Source organism: Roseobacter ponti (assembly GCF_012932215.1).
GTDB classification, from domain to species: domain Bacteria; phylum Pseudomonadota; class Alphaproteobacteria; order Rhodobacterales; family Rhodobacteraceae; genus Roseobacter; species Roseobacter ponti.
Genome location: NZ_CP048788.1, coordinates 215283 through 233430, shown reverse-complemented (window position 1 = coordinate 233430; position 18148 = coordinate 215283). Strand labels below are relative to the sequence as shown.

The window sequence follows — 18148 nt, the reverse complement described above, 5'->3', positions numbered from 1 at the left end:
CGCACAGGGGGGGCGGGCGGCAGCCGCCGTGCGTCTCTCAGGCCTGGCGCGGGTCTTTGGGTTTTCCCGGCCCGAATCGCCGCAAAAACGTGGCATACGAGAACCCGAGGTCATGTGTGTTACACAGTTTATGCCCGCTCGTCTCGGTGTGCAGCGACAGCCCGCCCCAGGCCACTTTCATAAAGTAACCGTGCCGGCGCAGCCGGGTATCAAGATCAGCCCAGTCGACCGCTTCGGCCATATCGCGAAAAAGCAGCTTCTGCAGCGCGAAAATCAGACGTTCATCGGGTTCATCACGCGTCTTTTGCCGCGCTTTCTTTGCCGCCAGATGCGCGGTCAGCAGGTCTTCGACGATTTTGCCGACGGTCCCTTCCTGCTCGGTTGCAAGGTCATGCACGGCGAGCGCCAGATCATCGGGCAGCTGAACGGTAACGGTACGTTTATTCATACCGGCACCCTGGCTTAAACGTCGTTTACAAAAAGTTAAAATCGTTCCGCCCGGAGCACTTCGCAGTCCACGACCGAGACAACACCGATATGTTTCTCAACCACGGCGAACGCCGCATCGAGCAATCCGTTCAGCCGCTCGGGCCGGATGATGCAGATCACCTGCACCATGCCGGCGGCGCGCCCGATCTCACCCGATCGTGTCCAGGCCCCTGAGCGCCCCGATCCGCCGAGGACCGGCAATACGGTGAAACCGGTCACACCCGCTTTTTTCAGAGCGTCCGTCAGGCGCGACTGCATGATGGCTTCAATGGTGATTTCGACGCGTTTGGCCTGATGTGTCTGCATGGTCAGTCAGCCTCCGGTAAGTGCGGTGGCAACAGCCACGTAAAGCGGGATGCCAAGGGTCAGATTAAAGGGAAACGTGACCCCGAGCGACAGGGTCAGATAAATCGACGGGTTGGCCTCGGGCAACGCCACCCGCATGGCCGCAGGCACCGCAATATAAGAGGCCGATGCTGACAGCACCATCATCAGCACCACGCCACCCGGCGAGAGCACCAGCAACAGACCGGTGCCAAGACCGAACGCACTGCCGATCAGCGGCATGAGCACGCCGAAGGCCAGCACGCCGGGACGCAGCACGCCGCCGCCGTTGCGCAGCCCGCGCCCCGCCACCAGACCCATATCCAGCAGAAAGAGGCAGAGAACCCCTTTGAACGGCGCCACGATAAAGCTGGAGATCTCTTCCAGCCCCTCCTCTCCGGTAACCCAGCCGATCAGGAAGGCCCCGACCAGCAGCACTATCGAGCCGTTGAGCAGGATCTCCCGCCACAGATCACTGTCCATGCGCCGCCCGTCCCCACCGCGTGAAATGAGCCAGAGCGCAGACAGGATCGCAGGCGCCTCCATCGCGGCAGCCACGGCGACCATATAGCCTTCGGAGGCGATCCCGCTGCTTTCCAGCACCGAGGTCGCAGCGACAAATGTGACGATTGAGATAGAGCCGTAATGCGCCGCGACGGCAGCCGCATCAAGACGGCTCAGGCCGGTGATCACATTCAGCAGCGCGAAGGCCACGAGCGGCAGCACCGCAGACAGGATGACCCCGGCCAGCAGCGAGAGCCCGAGTTTGACGTCAATGCCATGGGCGGCCACGCTGACCCCGCCTTTGAACCCGATGGCAAACAGCAGATAAATCGACAGAGCCTTGGCCGCCGCCTCGGGCACACTCAGGTCTGAGCGGGCAAGCGACGCCGCCACACCCAGGGCAAAGGACAGAATGATCGGCGACAGCAGGTTGTTGCCCGCAAGTGTCAGTATCTGTTCCACGTCACTCTCTTTCCGGGTGTGCCGGTTGTCATGCCCTGCACCGGTAATGACCGGTAAAGCGGCGGCGGGATATCAGACCGGCCTGAAGGCCTCATCCGAGGGGTTAAAGAACTCAAGCCCGCCTTCGCCGATATCCGTCCAGAGACCGTGCAGTGTCAGCAGGCCTTCATCAACCCGCTCACGCACAAATGGAAAAGTCATCAGGTTCTCAAGGCTCACGAGCACAGACTGTTTTTCCAGGGCACGCGCCTGTAATTCGGGGTCGTTCTCCTGGGCCACAAGCGTGTAGCTTGGCCGCAGAATATCCATCCAGCGACCGATGAAGCTGTGCTTTTCTTCCAGCTCCGGCGCATGGCCCTGACACATATCGATGCAGCCCTTCACACCACCGCAGCTGGAATGACCCAGCACGATCAGATGCGCCACATTCAGCATGGTCACCGCATATTCGACGGCCGCAGATGTGCCGTGATGATCGCCGTCCGGCGCATAGGGCGGAACCAGGTTCGCGATGTTGCGGTGAATGAAAAATTCACCCTGATCCGCACCGAAGATAGATGTCACATGCACCCGGCTGTCACAGCAGGAGATGACCATTGCACGCGGGTGCTGTCCGTCGCTGGCCAGCCTGCGGTACCACGCCTTGTTCTCGGCATATCCGGTGGCTTTCCAGCCGTGATAGCGCTGTACCAGATAGCCCGGCAGCGGTTTCGCCTGATCCATACACGTCCCGTCGTTTTCGCCTTCGTTCCCCGGAGTATCGTGAATTCACGACAAATTCGAGGGAAAACATCACCCGTCTCAACGCTTTGGATAGATTTGCCTGTCATACCCGCAGAACGCTGTGGGGGCGAAAAAGGGTGAGTGAAATGAACCATGTCCTGAATATCAGGCTGAAAGAGACAGTGCAGGTCGATCAGGACCGGCTCGGCGCGCTGTATGCGGAACTGGGCGAAGCCGGCGCCGAAGACATCGTTTGCCGTGCGATGGAAGAACTCGCGCTGCGGCTGTCGCACTGCAGCCGGCTTTATACCGCACAGAACAATGACGATCTGCGCAAATGTGCGCGCTCTCTGATTGCGATCGCGGATCAGATCGGCATGTCGGTGCTGGCACGGGTTGCAGGCGACGTCACACGCGCGGTGGACGGCAATGACGCCCCGGCACTGGCCGCCGTCATGGCAAGGCTTCTGCGCATCGGGGATCAGTCGCTCACCGCGATCTGGGACCTGCAGGACGTGACCATCTGATGGCTTGCGCGGACGGCGGATCACGGTAGGCTGACGGCAAATATCCCTGAAAGGGTTTTTGACGCATGTCCGCCACCTTTGCTTCTCCGGATGACGACACCATCCCTCTTCACATCATTGCCGCCGACGATATGGACGCCTGGCGCGCAGAGCAGTCCGAAGACACGCTTGCCTGGATCGATGCAAACGGGTTCGTCGGGCGCATCGGGCAGACACTGCTGATACCGGGCCCCGGCGGCAGGCCCGTTATGGCGATCGCGGGTTTCGGCACCGGGGAAAAACGTGCGCGCGGCCGGTTCCATCTGGCCGCCGCAGCCGCGCGTCTTCCTAAAGCCACTTATCGCATTGTCTCCGGCCTGCCCGATGACCGCGCCGAGCGCGAGGCGCTCGGGTGGCTGCTCTCCGCCTATAAATTCGACCACTATATTCAGGCTGGCGAAGAAGGTGCGGGCCTCGTCACGCCTGAGGGGATTGACGCAAACCGGATCACTGCCATCGCGGCCGGCGAGGCTCTGACACGCGGCCTGATCAACACCCCTTCCTGCGACATGGGCCCCGCAGAACTTGAAGACGCCGCGCGCGATCTGGCCGCGCGCCACGGCGCCACGGTCTCGGTTGTACACGGCGATGATCTGCTGTCTGAAAACTTTCCGCTTATTCATACGGTCGGGCGCGCCTCAGACCGCGCGCCGCGGCTGATCGATATGCGCTGGGGCGATGCGGGGCCGGCCATCACGCTGGTCGGCAAGGGCGTTTGTTTCGACACAGGCGGGCTGAACCTCAAGCCCGGCGCTTCAATGGGACTGATGAAAAAGGACATGGGCGGCGCGGCAAATGTCCTCGGGCTTGCCCATATGATCATGGCGACGGCCCTCAATGTCCGGTTGCGTGTGCTCATCCCGGCGGTGGAAAATGCAGTGTCGGGCAATGCCTTCCGCCCCGGCGATATCCTGCCCAGCCGCAAAGGGCTGAGCGTCGAGATCAACAATACCGACGCCGAAGGGCGGCTCGTGCTCGCCGATGCGCTCACTTTCGCGCAGGAAGAAGACCCGGATCTCATTATCTCCATGGCCACCCTGACAGGGGCTGCCCGCGTCGCGGTCGGACCCGATCTGGCGCCCTTCTTCTGCGACGACGAGGGCTTTGCCCGGGCCCTTGAAACAGCTGCAGTGCAGACGGATGACCCGGTTTGGCGCATGCCGTTTCACACCCCCTACGAGAGCATGATCGAGCCCGGCATCGCAGATCTCGACAACGCGCCAAAGGGAGGTTTTGCCGGATCGATCACCGCCGCACTCTTTCTGCGGCGCTTCGTCAGCACCAGCACCTATGCGCATTTCGATGTCTATGGCTGGAACCCGGCAGATGCCCCCGCCCGGCCAAAGGGCGGCACGGGCCAGGCCACCCGCGCCCTGCTTGATCTTATCCGCGACAAAAGCTCCGCATGAGCGATCCGCGCGACACGCCGGATCCTGACTGCGTCATAACCGGGCGCGATGCGATAGTGATCGTGCCTCTGGCTGATCTCTGCCGCAGCCCCGACGGCCCGCGCGACCGACAGCTTCTTTTTGGCGCACCCGTGACGATCCTGAATGATGAAGATGCGTGGTTTCTGGTGCGGTCGCAGCAGGATGGCTACTGCGGATACCTGCGCGGGACAGCCACAGGTCCTGCCGAACCGGCCACCCACCGCATCACCAGCCGTACCACTCATGCCTATTCCGCGCCGGACATCAAATCGCCCGACCTGACCTGCCTCAGCTTTGGCGCACGTTTGCGCGCCACATCCGAGACGGCCACTTTCGTGGAAACCCGTTGGGGTTTTGTGCCGCGTCAGCACCTGCACCGCGCGGACGTGATGGCGTCTGATCCTGCCGCCGTGGCCGCCCTTTTTGACGGAACACCCTATCTCTGGGGCGGCAACTCCGGCAACGGCATCGACTGCTCAGGGCTGATCCAGGCGGCCTGCCTGGCCTGTGGCATCCACTGCCCCGGCGACAGTGACCAGCAGGAGCGCGACCTCGGCGAGACGCTGCCACCTGACGCGGGGCTCCGGCGCAACGATCTGCTGTTCTGGAAAGGTCACGTCGCCCTTGTGACCGGCGATGACACGCTTATTCACGCAAACGCCGGACATATGGCGGTGGTATTCGAAGGCATCACAGACGCCATAGCGCGCATTGAACGGCAGGGAGACGGGCAGGTCACATCGCGCAAACGCCTGCCGTCCCTGCCCCCGGCCTGACACGTCACAGAAACGGGGTGCCGCGTTCCGCAGGAACTCAGCCAGAGAAATGGCCTGGCACAGGCCGCCTTCGGATCAGGACTACTCGACTGCCCGAATAAGCTTGCGTTCCAGCACTCTCAGCACCGTTTTCAGATCATGACCCCGTCGCATGATCTGACCATCCATGCCCAGCACCGCATACATGCCCTGTTTATCCCGCAACCGCGGTCTTTTTTCGATCCGGTAGAGCGGTGTTTCAGCGGTACGGCGGAACACGGAAAAAACCGCAACCTCCCGCAGACACGAAATGCCATAGTCCCGCCATTCGCCAGCCGCCACAAAGCGCCCGTAAAGCGACAGGATAACCTGCAGCTCAGTGCGGTGAAACGCAACCTGATCGGGCGGCATCTGATGAACATTGCCTGACGGCGGCACCTGATAATTCATACTGCAGAGTTGCGCCCCTGCGCGCGCAAATCAAGCCCCTCAAAAATCATATACAGCCCGTGGGTGCTATGCTACCGCAGGGACAGTCTGAAAGAAGCTGGAAGTGACGGTATGCCGGAGACAGTGACGCCTCAGGCACGGGCCGAAAAATGCGCGGAGCTGATGATGCGGAATGACGCGGCAAGCCGTGGTCTCGGCATGTCGCTCCTTTCTGTCTCCCCGGGCTGCGCCACGCTTTCGATGACAGTGCAGGCGCATATGCTCAACGGCCACAGCAACTGTCACGGCGGGTTTATCTTTACCCTCGCTGACAGCGCCTTTGCATTTGCCTGCAACTCCTACAATCAGCGCACCGTCGCACAGCAGAACCAGGTCACCTATCTCGCGCCGGTTGCAGAGGGCGATTGCCTGACCGCCTGCGCGACCGAGACCTCCCGCTCGGGCCGGTCAGGCATCTGGGATGTAACCGTTACGAATCAGGCCGGTAAGAAAGTTGCGCTTTTCCGCGGCCTCGCGCGGACCGTAGGGGGTCAGCACTTCCCGGAACCCGGAGAAACCAAATGAAAGACCTGACACCCCGGCCCGAAACCCTTGACCCGATCGAACGCGCCAGCCGTGACGAAATCACCGCCCTGCAGACCGACAGGCTGCGCTGGTCGCTGAATCATGCCTACGCCAACGTGCCGTTCTATCGCAAAAGTTTCGAAGCCGCCGGAATTCATCCTGATGACCTCAGAACACCTGCCGATCTCGCGCGCTTTCCTTTCACCATAAAATCCGATCTCCGCGCGAGCTATCCCTTTGATATGTTTGCCGTTCCGCGAAACCGGATTGCACGCATTCATGCCTCATCGGGCACAACAGGCCAGCCTACGGTGGTGGGCTACACAAAGGGCGATCTGGATGTCTGGGGCGAGGTCGTGGCCCGGAGCCTGCGCGCCTCTGGCATGAAAACCGGAGATCTGCTGCACAACGCTTACGGCTACGGGCTGTTCACCGGGGGGCTTGGCATTCACCTCGGTGCGGATGCGCTGGGGCTGACCACGGTGCCTGTTTCGGGGGGGATGACCACACGCCAGGTGCGGCTTATCGAAGACTTCCGCCCCGATGGCATCACCGTCACCCCCTCGTACGCGCTCTCGATCCTCGATGAATATGTGAGGCAGGGTCTCGACCCGCGCGCCTCCTCACTGCAGGTGGGAATCTTCGGGGCCGAGCCCTGGACCAATGCGATGCGGCGTGAAATCGAGGATGCTTTTGACATGCATGCGGTCGATATTTACGGGCTGAGCGAGATCATGGGCCCCGGTGTCGCCAATGAATGTGTCGAGACTAAAGACGGGCTGCACATCTGGGAGGATCACTTTTATCCTGAAGTAATCAATCCGGAGACCGGCGCGCTTGTCGAAGAGGGTGAGCAGGGAGAACTCGTTTTTACCTCACTGACCAAAGAAGCCTTCCCGATCATACGCTACCGTACCCGCGATCTCACCCGGCTGTTGCCGGGGACGGCGCGGTCCATGCGGCGGATGGAAAAGGTGACGGGCCGTTCGGACGACATGATTATCCTGCGCGGCGTGAATGTTTTCCCGACGCAGATCGAGGAATGTCTGATGGCCACGGCGGGCCTTGCGCCGCATTTCCAGATCGAGCTTTCCAGACCGGAGCGTATGGATCAGATGTGCGTACTTTGCGAAGCCACACCAGCAGAGGCAACATCCGATGCAAAAAAGGCCTCGGGTGCTGCACTGGTGTCGCGCATCAAGGAAGATATCGGGATCAGCGTTAATGTTGACGTGTCGGAGCCGGGCGGTGTTGCCCGGTCCCAGGGCAAGGCTGTGCGCATCATCGACAGGCGCCCGTCATAGCAGAACAGGCGCCGGACCTCGGCAAGGCGCCTGCTCTTCAGATCAGATCAGTCTTTGTTCTTCCCGTTGCTTTTACCGGACCCGGACACACCGGCGGTCTTACCCCCGGCCGTTTCCGTTCTCTGTCGCATTCCCGCCGATGACGGAGGGGACGATATCCGCACCAGCTGCACTTTTCGCCGCGACGCTGTTTCCTTTAGAGAGTCAATATAGGTGAATTTGCATAACTGTTTCCCGATCTGACCCTCCGATCGTCGCCCTGCCTGACCGTCACACCCCGTGACTTTCTGACCCGCTTTAGCGGCGGTTAGTCCGTCACGCATGAAAACGCTGCCCTGCGACAGGTCATCCAGCAGAAAGCGCCGCGCGTTGCCTCGCACGGAGCGCGGGCTATCCTTCGTATAACGCAGGCCGGACGGGCCGCGCTTTATGGAAGGGATCCAATGAAACAGTTTCTGACAACCACCGCCGCAGTCGTGATGCTCGCAGGCATGGCAATGGCAGATGGCCACCGCAGCGAAGCGCCCGAGGGGGCCACAGTCTATATCATCTCGCCGGCTGACGGGGCGACGGTGTCAAATCCGGTAACCGTGGTTTTTGGCCTTAAGGGTATGGGCGTCGCCCCGGCAGGCACCGATGTGGATGACACCGGCCACCATCACCTGCTGATCAACACTGATCCGGCGGATGTGAATATGAACGAGTCGCTGCCCGCCACAGATCAGATCGTGCATTTCGGCGGCGGTCAGACTGAGGTGACGCGCGAGTTGCCTGTCGGAACCCACACGCTGCGCCTGCTGCTGGGGGATATGGGCCACGTGCCGCATGACCCGCCGGTGATGAGCGAAGAAATCACAGTCACTGTGGAATAAGTACCCGCGCCATCCCTCCTGGGGTGGTGCATCATGCCCCGGGCACGAAAACCCTGCGGTTGCTCTTACCGGGGTGGCGTAGCGCTGCCGCAGGGCAGGCAGCGACAGGGCGGCACCTGAGGGCTCAGGCGAAAGCCCCCTGACAAAACCATCCCGACGACATCATGTGCCCGTGTCCGTAAAAGAGCCAGAGCCGCTGGCCGTCTTCGGTTTCGGTCACCCAGTAATCACGCACACCGCTGCGCCAGTCCGGGTCATCCAGCCACCATTCAGGAGAGATCCGTTCCGGCCCGATGGCCCGGTGGCGGGTCAGCGTCTGTCCCCGCCAGCGAAAGACCTGTGGCACCTGCGGCACATCCGGCGCGTGGACCGGCTCCGGCTGCCACAGCAGCAGGGGGCGCGGGGTGCGCGCCGCGGGCCAGTCTTCCTTCCAGGGGTCCGACCAGGCGGCCGCCAGCACCTTGCTGGTCTTTTCAGGGATATGGCTCTCTGCCGGATGCAGCCGCGTGATCTGCTCCATGCCGACCCGCGCCCCGATCCGCCCTATGAGATCATCCACCGCGGTATTGGCGGCCAGGCGCTTGTTGACCACATGACCCGCTTCGAGATGACCAACGGCGCTGCGGCAGTGGATGGGCTCGGTCTGCACCGCCTCTATCCGCAGCATATCAATGCCGAACCCCGCATCGATGCTGTCGAGTTTTAACGCCAGCAGGGGACGGATGCGCGCCGGATCGCGTGAAGGCCGCGCCAGACCGACCTCAACCGACTGAATATCATGATCACTGCGAAAGGCCTGTAGCCGGACCCGCCGGGCGCCACGCCCCTTGTCTTTCAGGCTTTCACACAGACGCGGCAACAGCCGGTCAATGCCGGCCAGAATGTCATCCTCGAGCCCGATCGGATCGGGCAGGGTCAGGCGCACGGCAAAATGATCCGGCGGCTTTGCCGGCGAGACAGGTTCCGGTGCAGACCCCATCGCCTGATCCATGCGCATCACCACCCCGCGCCCGAAACGGCGCGCGAGGCTCGCCCGTGGCTGCCCCAGCAGATCGCCCACCCGGCGCAGCCCCAGACGCGCAAGCTGCGCCACCAGATCCGCGTCCAGCCGCAGGGCCGCCACCGGCAGCGCGCTCAGCGCCGAGTAGCTCTGGCCTGGTGCCGCAATCCGGTGCGTCGCCTGATCAGGGCCCCTGCGGACCACCGGTGCCGCCCCGCCGCGGGTCCAGTGGCGGCGTTTGCCCGCGCGCGACCGGGTGGCGCGGGCCTCCTGATCGATCGCATCGCCAGAACGATAGGCCCCCGCACTCTGCCCGGCAAAACGCGCCAGCGCCCAGGCCGCCCCACGGGTATCTGCAAGCCCCATCTGCACCGCAAGACCAAGATCGTTGCAATCCTGCTGAACCACCTCCAGCAAAGCCTCCTCGCCACCAAAAAGATGCGCGCAGCCGGTCAGATCCACCACCAGCCCGTCGCTGGCCTCGGTCGCGACCCAGGGGCTGAACTTGCCCGCCCAGCGTTGCAGCACCGCCAGAAACGCCGCCTCACCCTGCACCGAGCGGGCCCGGGTGATCAGCCCTTCACACATTGCATGGGCATCGCGCACCGGCTGACCGCTGCGCAGGCCAAAGCCCTGAGCGGCCGTGTTCAGCGAAGTCAGCACCTGCATATTGCCCCGCTCTTCGACCACAGCCAGCGGCACCGCATGCAGCTGCGGGTCCCGGCGCATCAGCCGGTCGGCCCCCATCCGCGGGAACCACAGGGATAAAATCCGTCGATCGGTCATTGTGGCAGCAAGGACTTTTCTGAAATTTGTTCTTCTTTTGTTCTTATGAGAACTAGCGCGCGGAAACGCACGGGTCGAGTCTTTTATCAGGTGCCGTAGCGCGCCATGAAAGTCTCGACCGCACCGTCGACCACGCGGTCAATCTCTTCCCGGCTGACGCTCTGCGCCACGCCGAAAATCAGCCGCGCCCAGACGGCCGCCTTACAAAGCTCGCCGAACTGATCCGCCGCAAATACAAAATCATCGATCTGCAGCTCGCCGCGCCCCTGCGCCTCTTTGAAATAAGCCGCCATCACCGACCGGAATACCGCCGGACCGGAATCGTAAAACCGCTGCCCAAGCTCCGGAAACCGGTCCGATTCCGCGACACAGATCCGGAAAATCTGCTGGCCGAACTGCGAGGTCACAAAGGTCAGAAAATGCCGACCCGTCTGGCCCAGAACCGCGCGCGGCTCGGCCTGCATGTCGATACTGTCGAGCGCACCATGCGCCTGGCGCTGACATTCCCGGTTGGCCACTTCCATGAACAGCAGCCGTTTGTCCGGGAAATAGCTGTAAAGCGTGGCCTTTGAGACACTGGCGACCCGCGCGATCTCATCCACGCTGGCACCCTCGAACCCGTCCGCCATGAACACCTGACGCGCGCCGTCCAGCACCTGGTCAAACTTGCGTCCTTTGCGGATGGTCTCTGCGGTGTTGGTCATCGGGTCTCCGGAACTGATACCCTCACAGTATAAACCGAACGGTTCAGTTCCAAGCAGAATCGCGGGTGACGTGTGGCAAAGTTGTCTTCAAAGTTGATTGTGCAGATCCGGAATCACCATTAAACCGGTCTGAAGCGGAGCATTTCCCATGCGGTTTTCAATTTCACGCAAACGTTTTTCTGACCTGAGCGAACAGGAGATCCTGGCGCTTGCGATTTCCTCAGAGGAAGACGATGCGCGCATCTATCGCGGCTATGCAGAAAGCCTGCGGGCCGGTTACCCCGACAGCGCAAAGGTCTTTGACGGCATGGCCGCCGAAGAGGACACGCACCGAAAGCGGCTTATTGATCTGCACAGGCAACGCTTTGGCGATGTCATTCCGCTCATCCGGCGCGAACATGTGGCAGGGTATTACAACCGCCGCCCCGTCTGGCTTGTGGAAAACCTCGGCCTGGAACGGATCCGCGCCGAAGCCGAAGCAATGGAGCGCGAGGCCGAAGCGTTTTATCTCAAAGCGGCCAAACGCACCTCCGACGCCCCGACCCGCAAACTGCTGGGCGATCTGGCCGCCGCCGAGGCCGGACACCAGAACACCGCCGAAGCACTTGAGCAGAAACACCTCAGCGGCGACGCCCGGGACCGCGAAGAAGACGCGGCCAAGCGCCAGTTTATCCTCACCTGGGTGCAACCCGGCCTTGCGGGTCTTATGGACGGGTCGGTCTCGACCCTGGCACCGATTTTCGCCACCGCCTTCGCCACGCAGGACACATGGACCACGTTTCTGGTAGGCCTTGCCGCCTCTGTCGGCGCAGGCATTTCGATGGGCTTCACCGAAGCTGCCTCCGACGACGGGCAGCTTTCGGGCCGCGGCTCTCCCGTCAAACGCGGCATCGCCTCTGGCGTGATGACCACGGTGGGCGGGCTGGGCCACGCTCTGCCCTATCTGATCACAGATTTCCGGACGGCGACCATCATCGCCATCATCGTGGTTTTTGTCGAACTCTGGGCGATTGCCTGGATCCAGAACAAATTCATGGAAACCCCCTTCTTCCGTGCCGCTTTTCAGGTCGTTCTGGGGGGCGCTCTGGTCTTTGCCGCCGGGGTTCTGATCGGGTCGGGTTGAACTTGTCCCATGATCCGGGCACACCGGTTACATGATTGAAATCTTTCTCAAAACGGTGCCCTTTTTTGCCCTGATCGGGCTGGGGTACTGGGCCGGGGCCACACGCTTTTTCACCGCAGAGGCCACGGCCTACCTGACAAAGTTCGTGTTCTATTTCGCCCTCTCGGCGATGATCTTCCGCTTTACGTCCAATCTCGAGCTTTCAGACGTCTGGGATGGCAACCTTGTGCTGGGCTATCTCGCCGGCACCATCGCGGTCTATCTGCTTGCCACAGGGGTTGCGATGCTGCGCAAACAGAGCCTTGAGGTCACCGCCGTCGAGGCACAGTGCGCGGTGATCGGAAACGTGGGCTTTCTGGGCATCCCGATGCTGACCCTGCTGCTGGGCGAGGCCGCGATCGGCCCGGTAGTTATGACCGTCAGCATTGATCTCATTGTCTTTTCCGGGCTCATCGTGATCCTGATCACCCTCTCGCGTGAAGGACGGCTAAGCATCCGCACCTTTGGCACGGTCGGTCTGGGACTGGTGCGCAACCCGATGATCATGTCGGTGGTGGCCGGGCTGACATGGGCCTGGCTACAACTTCCGATCCCCGCGCCGATGAACGATTTCCTGACGATCCTCGGCGGTGCAGCAACGCCCGGGGCGCTCTTTGCCATCGGGGCGTCGCTCTCGGGCAAATCAGCGGAACGGATGCAGACGGCTGCCTGGCTCACCTTCTGCAAACTCGGGCTGCACCCGCTTTTTGTCGCCTGTGGTGTGATCTGGCTCTTTCCGGTCGATCCCTACACCGCAACTGTGGTCATTTCCGCCGCCGCACTGCCGGTGGCCGGCAATGTGTATATTCTCGCACAGCACTACGGTGTGGCACCACAGCGGGTCTCAACCGCTATTCTGGTTTCGACCATCGTCAGCATCCTGACAGTGAGCGGCGTCATCGCAGCCCTGACGGCCCCCTAAGGGACTTGCCCCGCCGCCGCCGAGGCTTTAGCCACAACCGCAGGCAGTGAGGGAGAACGCATATGGAAACCATCTCGGAAAACGCCTGTTTCGGCGGCACGCAAGGCGTTTATACCCACGCCTCTGAGGCCTGCGCCTGCGACATGACCTTCGGCCTTTTTCAGCCCGCCGAAGCGCGTGACGGACCGGTGCCGCTCCTGTGGTTCCTCTCGGGCCTCACCTGCACCCATGAAAACGCAATGACCAAAGCAGGCGCGCAGTCCTGGGCCGCCGAGCAGGGCATCGCGCTGGTCTTTCCGGATACCTCGCCGCGCGGCGAGGGCGTGGCCAGTGACGACGCCTATGACCTGGGCCAGGGCGCGGGCTTTTACGTCAATGCGACGCAGGACCCATGGAAGCCGCATTTTCAGATGTGGGACTATGTGACGGAAGAGCTTCCCGCTCTGCTGGGTGAGAACTTTGCGCTCGATATGGAACGCCAGGCGATCACCGGGCACTCGATGGGCGGGCATGGTGCGCTGACCATCGCGATGTCCCTTCCGGGACGCTTCCGGTCGGTCTCCGCCTTTGCGCCGATTGTACACCCTACGGCCAGCGACTGGGGCCGCAAACAGTTCACCGCCTACCTGGGCGAGGACGAGGCCGCCTGGGCCGCGCACGACGCGACCCTGCTGATGCGCGAGCGTGGCTTTGACGGGCCCGTGCTCATCGACACCGGGACAAACGACCAGTTCATTGATCTGCTGAAACCCGAAAGCTTTGCCGAAGCCGTCAGCGCCCGCCGGCAACAGGCAACGCTGCGCCTTCAGCCCGGGTATGATCACAGCTATTTCTTCATTTCGACCTTCATGGAAGAGCATGTGGCCTTCCACGCCGACGCGCTCTACGCATGACGGCACTCTACATCGACGCAGACGCCTGTCCGGTAAAAGCCGAGGCGGAAAAAGTCGCCACACGGCACGGTATCCGCATGTTTGTGGTCTCTAACGGCGGGCTCAGACCATCACAAAACCCTCTTGTAGAGACTGTAATCGTCGACGACGGACCGGACATCGCCGACATGTGGATCGCGGAACGCTGTGGTCCCGGAGATGTGGTCGTGACGGGAGACATTCCGCTTGCCGCAAAATGTGTGGAGGCGGGTGCTGAGGTGCTCAAACACAACGGTGAGCCCCTGACCCGGGCCAATATCGGCAACGTGCTGGCCACCCGCGATCTGATGGCAGACCTGCGCGCGGCGGATCCTTTCCGCCAGGGTGGCGGCAAAGGGTTTACCAAAGCCGACCGGTCGCGGTTTCTCGACGCGCTGGAACGTGCCTTGCGCGCAGCACAGGCCCCGCGCTAGTTTCGCGCAAAAAGGAGCGATCCGTGACAGACATCACCCCGAAAGCCGTTGTATTCGACATCGGCAATGTCCTGATCGAATGGCAGCCCGAACGGTTTTACGATGCCGAAATCGGCGAAGATCGCCGCCGCGCGATGTTTGCCGAAGTGGATCTGCACGGCATGAATGAACTGGTCGATCAGGGTCACCCTTTTACCGAAACCATTTATGCCACCGCTGAGAAATATCCCCCTTGGCGCGATGAGATCAGGATGTGGCACGACCGCTGGATTGAGCTTGCCACCCCTGCCATCGACTACTCTGTGCGCTTGATGAAGGCGCTGCAGGCCAAAGGCGTTCCGGTGTTCTCCCTGACCAATTTCGGCACCGGAAGCTATGATTATGCCGCCACACACTATCCGTTCCTGCGTGAATTTGACCGGGATTTCATCTCAGGCCACCTGCGCGTCACCAAGCCATCGGAAGGGATCTACGCCCGGCTGGAAGAAACCTCGGGGCTCAGCGGCGCGGATCTGATCTTCACCGATGACCGCGATGATAACATCGCCGCCGCAGATGCACGGGGCTGGCAGACGCATCTCTTTGAGGGGCCGGATGGCTGGGCCGGACGCCTTATTTCTGCCGGACTTCTCACGGAAGCTGAAGCGCGATGACGGTATCTTTTATTCCCTTCGCAGAAGGCGAGGCGATGCTCAACTGGATCGGCCTGACGGATGCGCTGGCCGCCGGACACCTGCTGCCCAAAGCCGAAATCGCCGACACCTTCCTCTACCGGGGCGATGACACGCTGCTCAACCGCGCCGCCTGGATCGACGGGCTGGGCCTTGCGGTCAAATCCGCCACGATTTTCCCGGACAATGCGGCCAGAGACGCCTCGACCATCAACGGCGGGGTCACGCTTTACTCTGATGACACGGGCGTTCTTGAAGCCGTCATCGATTTTCACCTGGTCACCAAATGGAAAACCGCGGGCGACAGCCTGCTGGCGGCACGAAGGCTGGCACGCGCAGACAGCAGCAGAATCCTGATCGTTGGCGCCGGTACTCAGGCACGCGCCCTGCATGCCGCCTACAGCGCCGCATTTCCCGGTGCAGAATTCAGCGTCTGGAACCGCTCCGCAGCCCGCGCCCGGGAAATGGCGCAGGACATCCCCGGACTGCGCACCACCGAAAATCTCGAAGCCGCGGTCGCACAGGCGGATATCGTCACCGTCGCCACCATGGCAACAGATCCGGTGATACACGGCGACTGGCTGCGCCCGGGTCAGCACATTGACCTGATCGGTGCCTATCGCCCGGACATGCGCGAGGTCGATGACACCGCCCTGACCCGCGCGCGCGTCTTTGTCGACAGCCTCGATACAACCGTCGCCCATATCGGCGAGCTGAAAATCCCCATCGCGTCCGGGGCTTTCTCGGCAGACGACATTGTCAGCGATTACTACACCCCTGACCGTTTCACCCGCACCTCCGACGATGACATCACGCTCTTTAAAAACGGCGGCGGCGCACATCTGGATCTGATGACCAGCCGGTACATCCTGCAGCAATGGCAGAGCCGCTCATGATGTGGGTCTATCTCATTGTCGCTGCCGCTGTGGCGATCCCGCTGGTGATCGAAGTGACCCGCAGGCGGATGAACGACAGCGCGCGCGAGAATGCGCCCGGCCAGTCGGTGAGGCTCTCGCAGGGGGTGACGCATTATCAGTGGCGCGGCCCTGAAAACGGTCCCGTTGCGGTCTGTATTCACGGGCTGACGACACCCTCATTTGTCTGGCAGGGGGTGGTTGCGGGTCTGGTGCGGCTGGGGTTCCGGGTGCTGACCTATGACCTTTACGGCCGGGGCTGGTCCGACCGGCCCTGGGGCAGCCAGAATGCAGAATTCTTCAACCGCCAGCTCAGTGATCTGCTGGATAATCAACAGGTTGAAGATGATGTTACCCTGATCGGCTATTCGATGGGCGGTGCGATCGCCGCCGCTTTTGCCGCGCGCCGACCACTGGCGATCCGGCAGGTTATTCTGATCGCGCCCGCCGGCCTGCGCGATATTGACCTCAGCGGATTCAAAAAACTCCTGCAGCTGCCGGTCATCGGCACATGGCTGATGCTGCTCTTTTACCCCGGGCAGCTGCGCAAAGGCATCAAAGCCGAAAGCGGGCTGGCCAGCAGCGTCGAAAATGTCTCCGGCCGGCAGGAAGCTGAACTGGACTGGAAGGGGTTTGTGCCCGCCGTGGCCTCGAGCCTGCGCGGCATCATCAGTGAGGATCTGGAGGCAGCACACGCGACCCTGCAACAGGACGGTGTGCCTGTACTGGCGATCTGGGGCGGGCAGGACGAGGTCATCCCGCTGACCTCATCTGATCGCCTGGGCGACTGGAACCCGACTGCGCAAAGCGTTGTGGTCGCAGAGGGCGGGCACGGGATCCCCTATACTCACACCTCAGAAGTGCTGGATCATATCGCCAGGTTCACCAGCCGCAACGGCTAGGCTGTGCGCAGCCCTTCTAGCCGGCGCTCGCGGATCGGCAGATGGATGATCGCGCTGAAAGCACCGACCGCGACGCCGATCCACCACACGAGCGTGTAATCACCGTAGATGTCGTACATCCGACCACCCAGCCAGACGCCCAGAAAACTGCCCAGCTGGTGGCTGAGAAAAACAATCCCGTAAAGCGTGCCCATGTAGCGCAGCCCGTAGATATGCGCGACCAGCCCAGAGGTCAGCGGGATCGTGGCAAGCCAGAGCGAGCCCATGGCAATGGAAAAGAGGATCACCGATTCGGGCGTGATCGGGAACATGATAAAGAGGGCGGCAACAATCGTGCGGCCGGTGTAGATGCCCGCGAGAAGGTATTTTTTGGAATAGCGTTTGCCCAGCCAGCCCGCCGTCAGGGTGCCGGCGATATTAGCGATCCCGATCAGCGAAATAGCCACCGCACCAAGCGCCGAGGTCGTGCTGATGCCCATATTATCCAGCGTCCCGCCAGGCGTGATCGGCCCGCAGAGCTCCGTTACAAAAGCCGGAAAATGCGCGGTAATGAACGCAATCTGATAACCGCAGGAGAAGAACCCGAGGTAAATAAAGGTATAGGACGGGTCTTTGAACGCTTTGACGAGGATCTGCCCGAGGCTTTCATCCAGCTCAGATTTGCCGGCCATCACCGGCGCGCGCATCAATGGCAGCAGGAGCATAGCAAGCAGAATGGCGGCGGCAAAAACCATGAAAACGCTCTGCCAGGGCATGACCGTCAGCAACCATTCCGCCACCGGCGGGCCAAATATCTGTCCGCCGCTGCCTGCCGCCGAGACAATCGCCAGCGACATCGACCGGTTTTCATCCGACGACGCGCGGCCCACCACCGCAAGGATTACTCCGAACCCGGTGCCGGCAATCCCGAAACCCACCAGCCAGGCATAGAGCTGATGTTCCAGAGGTGTCACCGAATTGGCCGACAGCACAAGACCCAGCGCATAAACCACGGCGCCAAGCAGAATGGCCCTGCGATCGCCGATTTTCTCCGCCAGCGCACCGAAAAGCGGCTGTCCCACTCCCCAGGCGAGGTTCTGAATGGCAATCGCCATGGAAAACTCCGCGCGCAGCCAGCCGAACTCCTCCGCAATCGGAATCTGAAAGAGACCAAAGGCAGACCGGATGGCAAAACTGACCATGATGATCAGCAACCCCACGATCAGTACGGGGGTGAAAAGCGGTGCGCGGTCCTGCATGAAAATCTCCGATATGCCTGGTGCACGGTAACGGCTTGGCCGGGCCCGTCAATTCAGCAGT

At 61.8% G+C, this 18148-nt stretch carries 21 protein-coding genes; 13 read left to right on the top strand and 8 right to left on the bottom strand.

The genetic code is table 11. The features are described from left to right. Positions 1–37: 37 nt before the first annotated feature. The 4 genes from G3256_RS01100 to G3256_RS01085 all read right to left on the bottom strand — a co-directional run bounded on the left by G3256_RS01100 (position 38) and on the right by G3256_RS01085 (position 2502). On the bottom strand, positions 38–448 hold the full coding sequence (locus G3256_RS01100) for a hypothetical protein (RefSeq protein ID WP_169639085.1): 411 nt from the start codon (positions 446–448) through the stop codon (positions 38–40). 35 nt (positions 449–483) lie between these two features. Next, positions 484–795 carry a P-II family nitrogen regulator gene (locus G3256_RS01095; protein ID WP_169639084.1) on the bottom strand — a complete coding sequence of 104 codons (312 nt, stop codon included), beginning with the start codon at positions 793–795 and terminating at the stop codon, positions 484–486. A 6-nt stretch (positions 796–801) separates the two neighbouring features. Next, on the bottom strand, positions 802–1779 hold the full coding sequence (locus tag G3256_RS01090; protein ID WP_169639083.1) for a sodium-dependent bicarbonate transport family permease: 978 nt from the start codon (positions 1777–1779) through the stop codon (positions 802–804). A 72-nt stretch (positions 1780–1851) separates the two neighbouring features. Further along, on the bottom strand, positions 1852–2502 hold the full coding sequence (locus G3256_RS01085; protein WP_169639082.1) for a carbonic anhydrase: 651 nt from the start codon (positions 2500–2502) through the stop codon (positions 1852–1854). Between the two features lie 146 nt (positions 2503–2648). Between G3256_RS01085 and G3256_RS01080 the strand changes: the two genes are divergently transcribed. The 3 genes from G3256_RS01080 to G3256_RS01070 all read left to right on the top strand — a co-directional run bounded on the left by G3256_RS01080 (position 2649) and on the right by G3256_RS01070 (position 5274). After that, complete coding sequence (locus tag G3256_RS01080) at positions 2649–3029, top strand: hypothetical protein (protein WP_169639081.1); 381 nt, start codon at positions 2649–2651, stop codon at positions 3027–3029. A gap of 65 nt (positions 3030–3094) precedes the next feature. Continuing rightward, positions 3095–4477, top strand: coding sequence for a leucyl aminopeptidase family protein (locus G3256_RS01075; RefSeq protein ID WP_169639080.1), 1383 nt, complete (start codon positions 3095–3097; stop codon positions 4475–4477). Further along, the gene (locus G3256_RS01070) at positions 4474–5274 is read left to right on the top strand and encodes a C40 family peptidase (protein WP_169639079.1); all 801 of its coding nucleotides are present in this window, start codon (positions 4474–4476) and stop codon (positions 5272–5274) included. The genes G3256_RS01075 and G3256_RS01070 overlap by 4 nt, the downstream gene beginning before the upstream one ends. 81 nt (positions 5275–5355) lie before the next feature. On the opposite strand, the gene G3256_RS01065 is transcribed toward G3256_RS01070, so the two are convergent. Further along, positions 5356–5703 carry a DUF2794 domain-containing protein gene (locus G3256_RS01065; protein ID WP_169639078.1) on the bottom strand — a complete coding sequence of 116 codons (348 nt, stop codon included), beginning with the start codon at positions 5701–5703 and terminating at the stop codon, positions 5356–5358. 111 nt (positions 5704–5814) lie between these two features. Here G3256_RS01065 and paaI point away from each other — a divergent pair, with 111 nt between their 5' ends. From paaI to G3256_RS01050, 3 genes are all read left to right on the top strand, one after another. Further along, positions 5815–6267: a hydroxyphenylacetyl-CoA thioesterase PaaI gene (paaI, locus tag G3256_RS01060; RefSeq protein WP_246227704.1), complete on the top strand. Its 453-nt coding sequence runs from the start codon at positions 5815–5817 to the stop codon at positions 6265–6267. After that, positions 6264–7571, top strand: a complete 1308-nt coding sequence (gene paaK / locus G3256_RS01055) for a phenylacetate--CoA ligase PaaK (protein WP_169639077.1) — start codon at positions 6264–6266, stop codon at positions 7569–7571. Before paaI ends, paaK begins: the two co-directional genes overlap by 4 nt. Positions 7572–8014: 443 nt before the next feature. Then, positions 8015–8443 (top strand): DUF4399 domain-containing protein, encoded by a 429-nt coding sequence (locus tag G3256_RS01050; RefSeq protein ID WP_169639076.1) that lies wholly within the window; start codon positions 8015–8017, stop codon positions 8441–8443. A gap of 124 nt (positions 8444–8567) precedes the next feature. Here G3256_RS01050 and G3256_RS01045 read toward each other — a convergent pair whose 3' ends face one another. Together G3256_RS01045 and G3256_RS01040 are read right to left on the bottom strand one after the other, a co-directional pair. Next, positions 8568–10229, bottom strand: a complete 1662-nt coding sequence (locus G3256_RS01045) for a Y-family DNA polymerase (RefSeq protein WP_169639075.1) — start codon at positions 10227–10229, stop codon at positions 8568–8570. Between the two features lie 86 nt (positions 10230–10315). After that, positions 10316–10933 (bottom strand): TetR/AcrR family transcriptional regulator, encoded by a 618-nt coding sequence (locus G3256_RS01040; protein WP_169639074.1) that lies wholly within the window; start codon positions 10931–10933, stop codon positions 10316–10318. Positions 10934–11081: 148 nt separating this feature from the next. Here G3256_RS01040 and mbfA point away from each other — a divergent pair, with 148 nt between their 5' ends. The 7 genes from mbfA to G3256_RS01005 all read left to right on the top strand — a co-directional run bounded on the left by mbfA (position 11082) and on the right by G3256_RS01005 (position 16849). Next, positions 11082–12056, top strand: a complete 975-nt coding sequence (gene mbfA, locus G3256_RS01035; RefSeq protein ID WP_169639073.1) for an iron exporter MbfA — start codon at positions 11082–11084, stop codon at positions 12054–12056. A 31-nt stretch (positions 12057–12087) separates the two neighbouring features. Continuing rightward, the gene (locus tag G3256_RS01030; protein ID WP_169639072.1) at positions 12088–13017 is read left to right on the top strand and encodes an AEC family transporter; all 930 of its coding nucleotides are present in this window, start codon (positions 12088–12090) and stop codon (positions 13015–13017) included. Between the two features lie 62 nt (positions 13018–13079). Then, entirely contained in the window at positions 13080–13910 is an 831-nt protein-coding gene (gene fghA, locus G3256_RS01025) for an S-formylglutathione hydrolase (protein WP_169639071.1), read from the top strand. Then, the gene (locus G3256_RS01020; protein ID WP_169639070.1) at positions 13907–14362 is read left to right on the top strand and encodes a YaiI/YqxD family protein; all 456 of its coding nucleotides are present in this window, start codon (positions 13907–13909) and stop codon (positions 14360–14362) included. The genes fghA and G3256_RS01020 overlap by 4 nt, the downstream gene beginning before the upstream one ends. 32 nt (positions 14363–14394) lie before the next feature. Then, positions 14395–15015 (top strand): HAD family hydrolase, encoded by a 621-nt coding sequence (locus G3256_RS01015; RefSeq protein ID WP_169642271.1) that lies wholly within the window; start codon positions 14395–14397, stop codon positions 15013–15015. After that, complete coding sequence (locus G3256_RS01010) at positions 15012–15929, top strand: ornithine cyclodeaminase family protein (RefSeq protein WP_169639069.1); 918 nt, start codon at positions 15012–15014, stop codon at positions 15927–15929. The genes G3256_RS01015 and G3256_RS01010 overlap by 4 nt, the downstream gene beginning before the upstream one ends. After that, entirely contained in the window at positions 15911–16849 is a 939-nt protein-coding gene (locus G3256_RS01005) for an alpha/beta fold hydrolase (RefSeq protein WP_246227702.1), read from the top strand. The genes G3256_RS01010 and G3256_RS01005 overlap by 19 nt, the downstream gene beginning before the upstream one ends. Here the strand turns inward: G3256_RS01005 and G3256_RS01000 are convergent. Next, complete coding sequence (locus G3256_RS01000; protein WP_169639068.1) at positions 16846–18087, bottom strand: MFS transporter; 1242 nt, start codon at positions 18085–18087, stop codon at positions 16846–16848. The two genes, G3256_RS01005 and G3256_RS01000, sit on opposite strands and share 4 nt — an antisense overlap. Between the last annotated feature and the right edge of the window lie 61 nt (positions 18088–18148).

Bases quoted from the DNA above. Each gene is read 5' to 3' on its own strand.
- G3256_RS01005 (WP_246227702.1), top strand. From the start codon at position 15,911: ATGGCAGAGCCGCTCATGATGTGGGTCTATCTCATTGTCGCTGCCGCT.
- G3256_RS01095 (WP_169639084.1), bottom strand. From the start codon at position 795: ATGCAGACACATCAGGCCAAACGCGTCGAAATCACCATTGAAGCCATC.
- G3256_RS01050 (WP_169639076.1), top strand. From the start codon at position 8,015: ATGAAACAGTTTCTGACAACCACCGCCGCAGTCGTGATGCTCGCAGGC.
- G3256_RS01020 (WP_169639070.1), top strand. From the start codon at position 13,907: ATGACGGCACTCTACATCGACGCAGACGCCTGTCCGGTAAAAGCCGAG.
- G3256_RS01085 (WP_169639082.1), bottom strand. From the start codon at position 2,502: ATGGATCAGGCGAAACCGCTGCCGGGCTATCTGGTACAGCGCTATCAC.
- paaK (WP_169639077.1), top strand. From the start codon at position 6,264: ATGAAAGACCTGACACCCCGGCCCGAAACCCTTGACCCGATCGAACGC.
- G3256_RS01000 (WP_169639068.1), bottom strand. From the start codon at position 18,087: ATGCAGGACCGCGCACCGCTTTTCACCCCCGTACTGATCGTGGGGTTG.
- G3256_RS01065 (WP_169639078.1), bottom strand. From the start codon at position 5,703: ATGAATTATCAGGTGCCGCCGTCAGGCAATGTTCATCAGATGCCGCCC.
- G3256_RS01100 (WP_169639085.1), bottom strand. From the start codon at position 448: ATGAATAAACGTACCGTTACCGTTCAGCTGCCCGATGATCTGGCGCTC.
- G3256_RS01030 (WP_169639072.1), top strand. From the start codon at position 12,088: ATGATTGAAATCTTTCTCAAAACGGTGCCCTTTTTTGCCCTGATCGGG.
- G3256_RS01010 (WP_169639069.1), top strand. From the start codon at position 15,012: ATGACGGTATCTTTTATTCCCTTCGCAGAAGGCGAGGCGATGCTCAAC.
- paaI (WP_246227704.1), top strand. From the start codon at position 5,815: ATGCCGGAGACAGTGACGCCTCAGGCACGGGCCGAAAAATGCGCGGAG.
- mbfA (WP_169639073.1), top strand. From the start codon at position 11,082: ATGCGGTTTTCAATTTCACGCAAACGTTTTTCTGACCTGAGCGAACAG.
- fghA (WP_169639071.1), top strand. From the start codon at position 13,080: ATGGAAACCATCTCGGAAAACGCCTGTTTCGGCGGCACGCAAGGCGTT.
- G3256_RS01070 (WP_169639079.1), top strand. From the start codon at position 4,474: ATGAGCGATCCGCGCGACACGCCGGATCCTGACTGCGTCATAACCGGG.
- G3256_RS01040 (WP_169639074.1), bottom strand. From the start codon at position 10,933: ATGACCAACACCGCAGAGACCATCCGCAAAGGACGCAAGTTTGACCAG.
- G3256_RS01075 (WP_169639080.1), top strand. From the start codon at position 3,095: ATGTCCGCCACCTTTGCTTCTCCGGATGACGACACCATCCCTCTTCAC.
- G3256_RS01080 (WP_169639081.1), top strand. From the start codon at position 2,649: ATGAACCATGTCCTGAATATCAGGCTGAAAGAGACAGTGCAGGTCGAT.
- G3256_RS01045 (WP_169639075.1), bottom strand. From the start codon at position 10,229: ATGACCGATCGACGGATTTTATCCCTGTGGTTCCCGCGGATGGGGGCC.